At 64.7% G+C, this 13,227-nt stretch carries 9 protein-coding genes; 8 read left to right on the forward strand and 1 reads right to left on the reverse strand.

What is annotated here, in order from left to right; genetic code table 11:
* Positions 1–169: 169 nt before the first annotated feature.
* Positions 170–1,741 (reverse strand): undecaprenyl/decaprenyl-phosphate alpha-N-acetylglucosaminyl 1-phosphate transferase, encoded by a 1,572-nt coding sequence (locus KF886_01385; protein ID MBX3175989.1) that lies wholly within the window; start codon positions 1,739–1,741, stop codon positions 170–172.
* Between the two features lie 536 nt (positions 1,742–2,277).
* On the opposite strand from KF886_01385, the gene KF886_01390 reads away from it, so the two are divergent.
* The 8 genes from KF886_01390 to KF886_01425 all read left to right on the forward strand — a co-directional run bounded on the left by KF886_01390 (position 2,278) and on the right by KF886_01425 (position 13,222).
* Complete coding sequence (locus tag KF886_01390; protein ID MBX3175990.1) at positions 2,278–4,137, forward strand: hypothetical protein; 1,860 nt, start codon at positions 2,278–2,280, stop codon at positions 4,135–4,137.
* A 5-nt stretch (positions 4,138–4,142) separates the two neighbouring features.
* Positions 4,143–5,465: a nucleotide sugar dehydrogenase gene (locus tag KF886_01395; GenBank protein MBX3175991.1), complete on the forward strand. Its 1,323-nt coding sequence runs from the start codon at positions 4,143–4,145 to the stop codon at positions 5,463–5,465.
* A gap of 573 nt (positions 5,466–6,038) precedes the next feature.
* Positions 6,039–7,046: an NAD-dependent epimerase gene (locus tag KF886_01400; protein ID MBX3175992.1), complete on the forward strand. Its 1,008-nt coding sequence runs from the start codon at positions 6,039–6,041 to the stop codon at positions 7,044–7,046.
* A 573-nt stretch (positions 7,047–7,619) separates the two neighbouring features.
* Complete coding sequence (locus tag KF886_01405; protein ID MBX3175993.1) at positions 7,620–8,888, forward strand: hypothetical protein; 1,269 nt, start codon at positions 7,620–7,622, stop codon at positions 8,886–8,888.
* 49 nt (positions 8,889–8,937) lie between these two features.
* Positions 8,938–10,200 (forward strand): UDP-N-acetylglucosamine 1-carboxyvinyltransferase, encoded by a 1,263-nt coding sequence (locus KF886_01410; GenBank protein MBX3175994.1) that lies wholly within the window; start codon positions 8,938–8,940, stop codon positions 10,198–10,200.
* Between the two features lie 23 nt (positions 10,201–10,223).
* Positions 10,224–11,150, forward strand: coding sequence for a UDP-N-acetylmuramate dehydrogenase (murB, locus tag KF886_01415; GenBank protein ID MBX3175995.1), 927 nt, complete (start codon positions 10,224–10,226; stop codon positions 11,148–11,150).
* 121 nt (positions 11,151–11,271) lie between these two features.
* Positions 11,272–11,856: a serine acetyltransferase gene (locus KF886_01420; protein ID MBX3175996.1), complete on the forward strand. Its 585-nt coding sequence runs from the start codon at positions 11,272–11,274 to the stop codon at positions 11,854–11,856.
* Positions 11,857–11,899: 43 nt separating this feature from the next.
* A complete protein-coding gene (locus KF886_01425) occupies positions 11,900–13,222 on the forward strand; it encodes an oligosaccharide flippase family protein (protein ID MBX3175997.1) in 1,323 nt (440 codons plus the stop codon).
* Positions 13,223–13,227: the final 5 nt, after the last annotated feature.

The following is a 13,227-nucleotide window of genomic DNA, read 5'->3' on the forward strand; positions in this document are numbered from 1 at the left end:
CGACTGCAAGCAACCCGCCTATCCACCCCCCTTGTCGCGTTGTAGAATCGCGGACGGGCCGAAGGTGCGCCGTGGCGGAAATGCCCGTGTTCCTTCGCGCCGCTGTAGCGGTGGCGTTGCGTGCGGCCGCGCCGACTTGGACTGCCGGGACGGCAATCCTGCGATTTCCTCAGACGGGTATGTCGGAGTCCTTCATGACGGGCGGGACGGGGTCCGGGGTGGCGGCGGGGAGTGCGGGCGAGTTGGGCAGGCGATCGAGGCGGATCTGGTCGAAGATCGCGGCGAGGCAGGCGTTGGCGTCGTTTCGGCGGTGTTCGTCGGGGATTTCGATGAAGTCGAAGTGGATGAACAGATCCTGCCCGTCGGCGGATTTGACGCGGAGCCGCTCGGTGGGGGTTGCGGCGGGGGTGCCGTTGTCGTGGGTGGGGGATGCCAGCAACACGGCCCCGGAGGCCAGGCGCAGGTCGAGGTGGTGCAGGCCGAGTTCCTGCCGGCACAGGGCGAGCAGCAGGCCGGTGCGGGCGGTGCTCCCGTTTCCGTTGAGGCAGAGAGTGGCGTAGGCGCTGAATGCGTGCAGGAGGCGGTTGCGCCGCCGGCGATCGGCAATGCGGCGGAAAGTGGTGGGGCGGAGGTAGCCGGCGAGCCAGGCGATGTAGGCGAGGGAGCCGCAGAAGAGGGCGTAGGACAGGAACTGGGCCGGGGAGCCTTCCCGCGCGAGGGCGGCGAGCACCGCGGAGGCCGCCAGGCATACGGCGACGCCGCACAACGTAAGGACGACGCGGGGCTGCGAATAGCCCTTGCTGAGGAGGCGGTGGTGGGTGTGGTGGTTGTCGCCCATGAAGATGGGGACGCCGCGGAGGTAGCGGCGGATGATGGAGACGAGGGTCTCGAAGATGGGGAAGCTGAGGGCCAGCACGGGGGCCACGAGGATGATGGCGGCGGGCGACTTCTGCGCGCCGACGAGGGACATCGTGGCGAGGGCGTAGCCGAGGAACATGCTTCCGGTGTCGCCGAGAAACATGCGGGCGGGCGGGAAATTGAAAAGGAGGAAGGCCAACACGCCCCCGGCGAGCGCGGCGCCCGCGAGGGTGATGAAGGCGTTGCCCTGGATCAGGCTGAGCGCGACGAGGGACAGCGCGCCGACGAATGCGATGCCGGAGGCGAGGCCGTCGATGCCGTCGATGAGGTTGAAGGCGTTTATGAGGCCGACGATCCAGAAGGCGGTCAGGAGAATGCCGAGGGGCAGGCCGAGGTTGATCGTGCCGAGTAGCGGCAGGGAGACGGAGGAGACGGCGAAACCGAAGCACGTTACAAACAGGGCGACGGCGAGCTGGCCGGCGAGCTTGTAGCGCGCGCGCATCCCCCGGGTATCGTCCACGAGCCCGAGCGCGAGGATGCCCAGGGCGCCCGCGGCGAGCACAAAGCACTCGCGGCGGCTGTAGGTGGCCAGGCCATAGATCGCGTCGAAGTGCGCCGGGTAGTGCCGGAGCAGGTAGCCCCAGTTGAGGAAGACCAGGTAGCCGCCGATCGCGCAAAAGATACCGAGCGTAACCAGCGGGAGCGCGATCGCGAGGCCGCCCAGGAGGGGCATCGCGCCCTCGAAGACCTTGCGGTAGCCGCCCTGGTCAACGGCGCCGACCCGGCGGGCGAAGCGGCGGACGAGGGGGACGAGCAGCACCGTGGCGGCGAAGCACCCCCCGAAGAGCGATCCCGCGGCGATTAACAATGATTGTGTAGCCAAGCGACATGCCCTTCCCGCGTACGCGTCTCGGCCGGGCGAATGGCCTTCAGCTTTACAACGCTTTCGCAGGCCGTAGTATAGCCGCGAAATGCGCGGCCAATCAATCCGTTTCGTCGCGGGCCCATGTTTTTGGGCATGGCGCCGCCGCTTTCGCCGCGTGCGCCGGGCGCGCGGGGAGCCGGCGGGGAGGGGCCGCGCACCGGCGCGATCCCGGGCGCTATCGGGGCGTCTTGAACGGGTTCACCCGGGCGCGCCCAACGGGCGCGATCCCGCCGGATCGCGCCGAAAAACCGCGACATAGTGGCATTCATGGGTTGCAATATACTACGGCGAACGTGCTACCATCGCCCGGACGGTGGCCACGGGATTGCGCGGTACGCCGTACTCGCGCCTGTGCGCGGCCCGGCGCGCCCCCGAGAAACGCGCCACAAAAGCGGGAATCCGCCCGGTCCGCGCGGCGTGACGCCCATCCCCTGGCCCGGCGGATCAGCGTGCGGCCAGGCAGAACCCCGAGCCCACCCGAACAGGAGACACGCATGACGGAAGGACCCGAATCCGGCGATTACTCGGAATTGGACCTTGGGAAAATTCTCCGCCTGATCTACAACAAGAAATGGTTGATCTTCGGGGTGGCCGTTCTAACCGGTATCGCGGCGGCGGCCTACACCCTGACCAAGAGCAACGTGTACGAGTCCAGCGCGGCGCTGATAGTCCGCGAGCCCCAATCCGCGCTGGAGCAGAAGCCGGACGCAACCGGCGCCACCGAGCAGCCCCGATACCTCTCGGTGGAAACCCTCCAGTTGCTGGCGGAGTCGACGGCGACGGTCCGCGAGCTATTTGACAGGCTCTGGGAGGAAAAGGCGGTGGAGGCGTGGGGCGCTCCGGGCGCCGATCGCGAGGCGGCGTTCCGATCGCTGCAAAACGCGCTGTCCACCTCGCTCATGAAGCAACAGAACCGCCGCTCCTCCAGCGCGATGGAACTTCTCCCTGTGTTGACGCTTACCGCGCGGGCAGGCAGCCCCGAGGCGGCCCGCATCATCGCGGATCGGTGGGCTTCGATCGTCGAGAAGAAGAGCACCGCCGTGTACACGCAGGGGCTTACGGCCAGCAGCACGTTTATCGGCGGGATGTTCGAGAATGCGAGCAAGGAGCTGAAATTGCTGGAGAATTCGCTCAAGGCGTCCAAACTGGAAGCGCAACTTGCCCTGAAGAAATCCCGGGAGGAAACGGTCACCACCAAGATTATCATGCTGGAGGACCAAATCCTGGAGCTCGACGTGGAACTGGCCGTCAACCGCCGCGCGATCGAGGAGGGGACCCGCCGCGCCGCGGAGCAGCAGTACGAGCGGCAGTGGATTGGAACGGCGGCCGAAGACGCCTTGCTTCGCGGCGAACCGTATCCCTTCACGGAGGAAGAATTGACGGAGCAGGCGGCCAAGGTGGTCGATCTGATCGAGCAAAAGGTGGCGCAGCGGGAGGAGCTTCGGAGCTTCCGGCGCGAGCAGAACATGCTCTCGAAGAAGACGCAGTTTACGCACTATGAGGCCGATATTGCCCGCATTCTCGGGGAAAAGGCAAAGGTGGACGACGATATTCCCGGGCTCGAGCGTGGGATCGCGGCGTTGCAGCGCCAGCTTGAGGAAATGCCGGAGATGCTTGTGTTGAACAAGGCCATCACGGACGATGCGCTGTGGAAGACCTATCTGGAGGAAGGGAAGGCGGTCCCGGAGACGCAGACGCCGCTCCAGAGCGAAGCGCTGAACCCGGTGTACCATTCCACGGTCGAGTCGATTGTGGAAATGACCACCGAACTCGAAACGCTCCGCGCGCGCTCCGCGCAGTTGGAGGCCAGCGCGCAGGCGGCGGAGGCCCGGCTGATCGAGCTGGAACTGGATATTGACCAGATCCAGCAGGGCATCGATCGCCGCGAGCAGGCCCTGGAAGCGACGGACGGGCTCATCAAGCTGTTGCGCGACGATTACCTCACGGAGAGGAACCGCGTGGACGAGCTGATCGTTGCGAATATGCGCAAAGAGGAGGAGCGCCAAATTCGCCTCGAAAAACAGGCGGAGTTTGAAACGGTGATGGGTTCCCTGGAGTTGGAGGTCGCCGATTCCGAACTGGAGATCGAGCAGATCACCCGGGAAGTGGAGACCCGCAAAAGCATCCGCACGGCGCTTGCGGGCCGCGCCGAGACCGCCACGCTCCTGCAGGTCGCCTCGGAGAACGCGGCGCAGACCGGCACCGGGATCCTGTATCAGGCCGAGGCGAACCCGCAGAAGATAGCGCCCGCGCGCACGAAGATGGTGCTGGCGAGCACGGTTGTAGCCGTGGCCGGCGCCATTCTGCTACTATGCGCGCTCGAAATTGCGCGGCCCCGGGGTAAGGAAGAGTAAAGACCATGGCAAACGAGTTGTTAAACAGGATTTCGGACAAGTCGGTGACGGTCGGGATTATCGGTCTCGGCTACGTGGGCCTGCCCCTGATCCAGGCCTTGGTCACCAAGGGCTACCGCGCCCTCGGATTCGACATCGACCCGAAGAAGGTCGAGTCACTCCAGGCGGGCAAGAGCTATATCAAGCACATCCCGGACGCGTGGCTCCAGGACTGGATCGCCAGCGGCCTGTTCTCGGCCACGGCCGACATGGCTCGGCTCGGCGAAGCGGACGCGGTACTCATCTGCGTGCCCACGCCGCTGAAGAAGGACCGCGACCCGGATCTTTCGTACGTCGAATCGACCTGCGAATCGATCGCCAGGGCGCTTCGCCCCGGTCAGCTGGTGGTCCTGGAAAGCACGACCTACCCGGGCACGACGCGCGACATCATGCTGCCCATTCTGGAGACGAGCGGCCTGAAGGCGGGGACCGATTTCTACCTGGCCTACAGCCCCGAGCGCGAAGATCCCGGCAATCCGAACTTCCAGGCGAACAGCATCCCGAAGGTCGTCGGCGGCTACGACGCGCAGTCGCTCGAAGCCGCGGTGGCGCTCTACCGCCAGGTGATCGTGCAGGTGGTGCCGGTTTCCTCCTGCGAAGTGGCCGAGGCCGCAAAGATCCTCGAAAACACGTACCGCTCGGTCAATATCGCCATGGTCAACGAGCTCAAGGTGATCCTGACGCGGCTCGGGGTTGACGTGTGGGAAGTTATCGACGCGGCGAAGACGAAGCCCTTCGGCTTTCAGGCTTTTTACCCCGGGCCGGGCCTGGGCGGCCATTGCATCCCGATCGACCCGTTCTACCTGAGCTACGTGGCGCGGACAGCGGGCGTGAACACGCGCTTCATCGAGCTGGCCGGCGAGATCAACACGAGCATGCCGGAATATGTGGTCAACATCGTGGCCAACGCGCTCAATGAAAAGAGCAAGCCGATCCGGGGCAGCAAGATCTGCCTGCTCGGCGCCGCCTACAAGAAAGACGTGGACGATCCCCGGGAAAGCCCTTCCTTCGAGATCATGGAGCGCCTGATAGAAAAGGGCGCGGACCTTACCTACAGCGATCCGCACATCCCGGCCATCCCGAAGACGCGGAGCTGGCCGTCGCTGCCCGCGCTGGAGAGCCAGGAGCTGACACCCGCGTTCCTGAAGTCGCTGGACTGCGCCATCATCGTCACGGATCACAGCGCGTTTGACTACGCCGCGATCCTGGAGCACGCCCCGCTCATTGTGGACACGCGCAACGCGCTGGGCGGATTGCCCGATCCGGACGGGAAGGTCTGCAAGGCTTGATTGGGGCCGCGCGGACGGGTCACCGTTAGTGTTTGAAGTTTCGTAATACTTTTGGCGTCTGAAGTAAGGCGTTCGCCGATACGAGTCGCCTTATTTATGCTGGATGTATTCGTCATTCCCGCGAAAGCGGGAATCCAGTTGAATTCAGAGGTTTGTGCGATCACGTTGCTGGATCCCCGCGTTCGCGGGGATGACGGTGTTCGATCACCGAGAGCCGCCACCGTTGGGTACGACGAGGGTGACTACTTCAGACGGCTGAAGAATTACAAAGTCTCTGATTGCTTCGCAATCAGCACACATTGCCGGGACGGCTGCGCCCCGTTCCTCGCGCGTACGGAAAACGTACTTGCGGGCCGGGCGCGGGCGTCTCGCAGTTTTTTTTAACGTAGCGGCTTGTGTCGCGTTGCTACATCCATTACGGACTAACACGGGCGGCGGCTTCGCCGCCGGGCAGGCGGGGACGCCTGCGCTCCCAGCCTTTGACACTTCCTTGATTGCGTTTTCTGTACATTGGTTTGCATGGGGCCAATACGGGAATGCTGAGGTGTTTCTCTCGGGAGCAGGAGCTACAGCATGAAAATCATGGTAACAGGCGCGGCCGGTTTCATCGGCTTCCACACCAGCAAGCGGCTGCTCGAGCGTGGCGACACGGTCGTCGGCGTCGACAATATGAACGATTACTACGATGTTTCGCTGAAGGAGGCGCGGCTCGAACAGTTGCGGGCCTACCCGGCGTTCTCCTTTGAGCGAGTGGACCTGGCGGACCGGGACGGGATGGCGGCGCTCTTCAGCGGGCAGAAGCCGCAGCGCGTCATCAACCTGGCGGCCCAGGCCGGCGTCCGCTACTCCATCCAGAACCCGCACGCCTACGTGGATTCCAATCTGGTGGGCTTTATCAACGTGCTCGAAGGCTGCCGCCACAACGGCGTGGAGCACCTCGTGTACGCCTCGTCAAGCTCGGTCTACGGCAGCAACAAGAACCTGCCCTTTTCCGTCGCCGACAGCGTGGATCACCCGGTGAGCCTCTACGCGGCCACGAAGAAGGCCAACGAGCTGATGGCGCACAGCTACAGCCACCTCTACCGCATCCCGACGACGGGGCTGCGCTTCTTCACGGTCTACGGCCCCTGGGGACGCCCCGACATGGCCGCGTTTCTCTTCGCCAAAGCCATTATGGAGGACCGCCCGATTGACGTGTTCAACCACGGCAAGATGCGGCGGGATTTCACCTACATTGATGACATCGTGACCGGGATCGTCCGCACGCTGGACAGCGTCCCGGCGCCGGATCCGGACTACAACGCGCACGAGCCGACGCCCGAGCGCAGCGCGGCGCCCTACCGCATCTACAACATCGGCAACAACCAGTCGGTCGAGCTGAACTACTTCATCGAGCTCATCGAGAAGCGCCTGGGCAAAGAGGCGCAGAAGAACTATCTCGATATGCAGCCCGGCGACGTCGAGGAGACTTGCGCCGATGTGGACGCGCTCATGAACGATGTCGGCTTCAGCCCGGACACGCCAATCGAAACGGGTCTGAACAACTTCGTGGACTGGTACATGTCCTACTACGGCGGCTGATAGCGCCCGGCGGGCCCCCGGAACCAGGGCAATCGCATTTAAACTCGATCTCGGCATATGGGCGTAAACTTGAGTCGATTTGGAACCGTGAATCAACGATAGTGAGCGTTTTGGAGCGCCGGCATCTGTGCCGGCACGGTCGGGGATTCGCCGCAGGCGAAATGCCAGCGCTCCAACACGCGCCCTTCTTATCATTGAAGGTGGTTCATGTGGCGCTCGGCCCGAGTTGGAAGTTTAAGTGCGATTGCCCTGCCCCCGGAACTGGCGGCGTCGCGGGCGGTTCGGGTATGCTTTCCCATTACCGGTATCGTAGCGCTCCGTGCGCGCAAGCGCGGCGCGCGCAATCGCGCCAGGCTGCGCTGTCCGCCTTCGGCGCGGAAGAAATGGTATTCACGGCCGAAGGCTTGTTTTCACTCCAGCCAGGGCCGAAGGCTTGTTTCATTCCAGCCTGGCCCGACGGCCCAGGACAAGGGATTCGTCCGGGCTTGAGGGCTGAAAGCCCGCTCCATAGCGCCTGCAACGCATCGATACGAACTACACTATAAGCATTTGTAACAGGAATTGGGTCTTATCATGATTACTGCACGTCATTTTCGGCTGTCCACGACGATATTGCTGGCCATTTCGGCGGGCTTCGCTTCTTTGACCGGCTGCGGGAAAAAAGCCGACACCGCGCCCGCGCCGGAACCCCGATCGGAGGCGCCGGCCCCGGAAGCGCCGGAGACCGCCCGGGACGCGGCGGCCGAAGCGGACGAACCGCTTCCGGAAGGCGGGATATTCGCGGATATTGCCGCGGCGAACTTTGTGGCGCTGCATGCGCTGCAGCGGGAGTACGAGGCCGGCGGCGAAACCACCGCGGCGGTGGACGAGGCCTTCGCGGCGCGCTGGAAGTCGATCGCCGAGAAGGTCAAGCCGAAGACGCTCGTGCCGAATCTGGAGTTTCTCGATATCGCCACGCGGGTCAGCGGCAAGGAGGAATACACCTATTCGATCCTGTTCCGGCCCACGGCGGATCTGGACACGAACTACCACCTGGCGTTTGACGGGTCGGTCCTTCCGTCCAACGCGCGTTTTCTGGAAGGGAAGCACCAGGAACGCGCGATGGTGAAATTCCGCCGCCGCATGGACGACCACCCGACGTCCACCTGGAAAAAGGGGCGCTATTATGTAGTTGAAGCCAAGTCGGAGTTTCCGCTTATTCCGTATAACCTGCTGATGATGGCCTTCTCCCCCACGGAGGAGGAATTCTGGACACAGGTCGGGGAGCGCCTGAGCCTGGGCTGGCAGTGGGCCGCCGCCGATGAGGACGCGTTCCTCGCGAAGGTGGAGGCGTGCGCCAGCCCCCTGGCGCTCTACGAAATCGCGCCGCCCGGGCCGGTGCTGACGGAGCGGTTGCGGAAGGCGATCGACGCCCGGTGGGCCGCGCTGTCGGCGGGCATGACGTCGCAAAAGCTGCACGACGGGCTGGAGCTCCTCGCCCTGGAGACGAAGGCGACGGGCGCGAAGGAATACACGTTTTCCTTCCTGATCCGCTCGACCCGGGACATCAGCACGGAATACATCCTCACGGTGCTGGGCCGGGTGGACGCGGGCCACGTGCAGCACATCAAGCCGCAGGAACCGGGCGCCACGCACACCTCGTGGTATATCAATCTCAGGCACGATCCCACGTTCACGTGGAAGGCGGGGGAGTATCACGTCGCGCCGCTGACCATCGAAACGGAGATTATTCCGTACAACATCAGCGTCTGGGCGTCCCCGCGCGGCGAGGGCACCCGGTGGGATTGGGATCGCAAGGGCCCGATCATCGATCTGGGCTGGCAGGCGGACGTCCGCGAGTAAACCGGCCGGGGCCCGCGGGAACGCGGCGCCGCCAGGGTATTGCAATTTCATGTCGAACAACGTCTACATCCTCAGCAAGTCGCAACTCGGCGGCGCGGTCACGATCAGCGGCGCCAAGAACAGCGTCCTCAAGCTGCTGACCGCCTCCATCCTCACGGGCAAACCCGTCACCATCCAGAATTACCCGACGGCGATGCTCGATGTGGAAATTCATCAGGAGATGCTGGAAGTCCTGGGCAAGCGCTGCACCGTGAACGGCGATACGCTGCACATTGAGGAAATCACCAGCCCGCCCTCGGCCCTGGACTGGGAAAAGCGCTCCATCCGGAACACGCTCCTGATCCTCGGCGCGCTGACGGCCCGCACCGGCGCCGGGCGCGTGCCCCTTCCCGGGGGATGCCAGCTGGGCGATCGCAAGTTCGACCTCCACGTCGAGGTGCTGGAGGCGCTGGGCGCGCGCGTCACCGAGAACGAGGGCTGGCTCGAAGCCTCGGCGCCCGATGGGCTGACCGGCGCGGATATCCACCTGCGCCTGCGATCCACCGGCGCGACGGAAAACGCCATCCTCTGCGGCACGCTGGCCAAAGGCGTCACCCGCGTCTGGAATCCGCACATCCGCCCGGAGATCCTGGACCTGATCGCCATGCTTCGCGCCATGGGCGCGACGATCGAGGTCTTCGGGCAGGAGCACATCGCCATTACCGGGCGCGAGGTGCTTCAGGGCGCGCTGCACCGGGCCATCCCCGACAACATGGAGGCGATCACCTGGCTCATCGGAGCGGCGATCACCGGCGGCGAGGTGGAAATCCGGAATTTCCCCTGGGAGCACCTGGAAGTGCCCCTGATCTTCCTGCGGGACAGCGGCGCGCGCGTCTTCCGGAGCGATGATTGCGCGCTCGTGCGCGGCAGCCGGTGCTACCCGGTCGAAATCAGCACCGGGCCCTACCCCGGCATCAACTCCGACATGCAGCCGCTCTTCGCGGCCTTCGGCGCCTGCGCGCGGGGGGAAAGCCGCATTACGGACCTCCGTTTCGTCGGCCGCTACGGCTATGCGGAAGAATTTCGCAAGATGGGCGTCCAGACCGACGCATCCGACAACATTTTGAAGATCGCGGGCGGCGCGCCGCTGCACGGGGCGGAAGTCACCGCGCTGGATCTGCGCGCCGGCGCGGCCCTGAGCCTGCTCGGCATGGCGGCGTCCGGCCAGACGCGCATCCTCGACGCCTGGCAGATCGAGCGCGGCTACAACGACTTTGTCCGCAAGCTGAAGGCGTTGGGCGGGCAGATCGCCGTCGAGGAAGGCGATTCGTGACGCTGGAGGCGGCATTACGCGGCATCGGCTGCCCGTGCGAGCGGGATGTCTCGCTGCGCAAATACGCTTCGTGGCGCGTAGGCGGACCCGTGGACTGGCTCGTCCATCCGGAAAGCGTGGCCCAGTTGTCCGCCGTCCTCGCCGCGTGCCACGAACGCGGCGTCCCGATTCTGATTATCGGCCACGGCACCAACCTGCTCTTCGACGACGCGGGCTTTCGCGGCGTGATCATTCGCATCGCGGAGAATCTCTCGGCCTTCTCCATCGCGGGCAACCGCATCACAGCCGAGGCCGGGGTCTGGGTTCCGCAGATTGCGCGGGCGGCGGGCCGCGCCGGACTCGCGGGGCTGGAACACACTATCGGCATCCCCGGGACGCTTGGCGGGCTCGTGGTGATGAACGGCGGGAGCAAGCGCCAGTCCGTCGGCGATTGCGTCGCGTGGGTCCGCGTGCTGGGGCCGGACGGATCCGAGCGCACGTTGACGCAATCGGAGTGTCAATTCGCCTACCGCTCCTCCCTGTTGCAGCGGGGGGGCCAGGTCGTCGCCGAAGTGGGGCTGTGCTGCGGGCCGGGCGATCCCGCCGCAATGCGGCGCGAAATGCTGGCGATCCTGCGTGATCGCAACGGGAAATTCCCGCGAAAACAACCCAACTGCGGTTCGGTTTTTGTCGGCGGCGGCGAGATGTTTCAGCGCTTCGGCCCGCCCGGCAAGGTGATCGAAGATACCGGTCTGAAGGGCATGCGTATCGGCGACGCGAAGGTGAGCGAACAGCATGCCAATTTCATCGTAAACCTCGGCGAGGCCACATCGCGCGACACGCTGGCGCTGATCCACCTCATTCGCGACCGCGTGCACGAGCGCACGGGACTGTGGCTCCAGTGCGAGGTGCGCTACGTCAGCACGGCCGGGGCCGTGCTTCCCGCAAGCGAGTTGGCTACAATAGGCTGAGGCGGTGGAGCGTCCGGGGTCGGGTGCGGACATCGTGCGCGCCTGGCGCATGCCGCCGAGACAACACGGTCGTAGGCGAGCGCGCTCCGCGCTCTCGACCAACTGATGAGCAGGAAACCCTGTGAAATTCCTGGACTGTTTCACCATCGACTTGCGCGCCAGAGCGGGCGGCTCCGCCCCGGGCTGGGGCGCGCTGCTTCTGCGCCTGCTCCTCAACCCCGGATACCGCGCGGTGGTCTATTACCGGATCGCGGGCTACCTCCGGGCTGTGCGTTACCCGAGGCGTTTGACGAATCTGATGGCCGCACTCCTGACCGCCCGCCTGTCGCGTGTTCCGGGCGTCGAGATTCACGCGCGGGCCACCATCGCGCCCGGGCTGAGCCTTCCGCACCCGCATGACATCGTCATCGGGGCCGGCGCCCGTATCGGAGCATGCGCAACGCTCTACAATGGCGTGACGCTCGGCGCGCGCGATCTCAAGGCGCGGGACACGGTTCAGGACGAGAGTGAACGCTATCCGGCGCTGGGCGACAACGTCACCGTATTCACCGGCGCCAAGCTGCTCGGCCCGGTCCGCATCGGGGCGCACTCCACGATCGGAGCGAATTGCGTCGTCTTGAAATCGTTCCCGGAGAAGAGCGTGCTGGTCGGAATCCCCGCGCGAAATCTGGCGGATGTTGAAACCGGATCCGGGACCGAATCCTGATGCGCCGCCCATTGCCGTTTCGCCCCCGTGGAAGACGCGTCTGATGACGGGCGGATTCATGAGCGCCGCGCGATCACGTCTTGCGCGCATGCGCGCGAACGGCTTCTACAAGAGCGTCGCGTGGGTCGCGGGCGGCACGGCCGTGGCGCAGGCCGTCACCATCCTGAGCACCCCCGTCGTGACCCGGCTGTATACGCCGGCCGACTACGGCGTGTTTGCGGTGTTCACGGCCATCCTCGGCGTGCTGCAACCGCTGGCGACCCTGACCTACGCGATGGCCATTCCGCTCGCCGAAGACAGGCGGCAGGCCCAGAATGTCCTGAAACTCTGCCTGGCCATCGTGGCTGGAATCAGTCTGCTCCTGGGCGTGGCGGTGATCTTTTCCGGGGGCTTTCTCGCGGCCTGGTTTGAGATGCCGGCCGCCGAAGCCTACCTCTGGCTGCTGCCAATTTGCCTGCTGGGGGCCGGATGCTACGAATCGCTGTCGGGATGGGCGCTGCGGGAGAAACACTTTCGGATCATGTCGTCCACGCAGATTTCCCAGAGCGTTTCATCCGCAGGCGCGAAGATTGGACTGGGCTTCCTCGGGATTCAACCTCTCGGTCTGCTGCTGGGCCTGCTGGCGTCAAGCGTTGCGGGATCCTTCAGCCTGCTGCGGAAGCTGGTCCAGACTGAGCCCGAGGCCCTTCAATCCTTCTCCCGTCGTGAACTCTGGGCGGCCGCGGTGCGATTCAAGGCCTTTCCCCAATACCGGTCCTGGTCGCGGCTGCTGCTGGGACTCAACGTGCGCCTTCCCGTCTTCCTGATGGCCGCCCTGTTCGATCCGGTGTCGGTGGGCTATTTCGGGCTGGCGAGCACCATGGTCGACCTGCCGATGTCGCTGATCGGCAACTCGGTTTCCAAGGTCTTCTACGCGGAGATAGCGCGCTTCGGAAAGGAGCGCCCGGACAAAATCCTGCGGCTTTCTATGTCCATTATGAAGAAAATGTCCGCACTTGGTATACTGGCGGCATCCGCACTCGTCATTGCCGGGCCCTGGATGTTTTCGCTTGTCTTCGGGCCGGAGTGGAACGAGGCGGGGATATTCGCCCGGTGGCTTGCCATCGCCATCATGTTGCGGTTTGTGTCTTCGCCGGTCATGCATTGCCTTGACGTGCTCGAAATGCAGGGCCTGCAACTCCTGATAAACATCGTGCGCGTCGTTATCGTGTCGTGTGCGTTTGGTCTGGCCTGGATGTGGGGCCTCGCCCCCGTGGAGACGGCGGGCCTTTACGCATCCGGTCTGGCCCTGTTCTACGCCCTCGTCATCGGCGCCATCGTCTGGCTGCTTCGGTCGCGGGCCGCGCGAATGGCCGGGGATGGATGAGAAGC

The organism is Candidatus Hydrogenedentota bacterium (assembly GCA_019637335.1).
Lineage (GTDB): Bacteria > Hydrogenedentota > Hydrogenedentia > Hydrogenedentales > JAEUWI01 > JAEUWI01.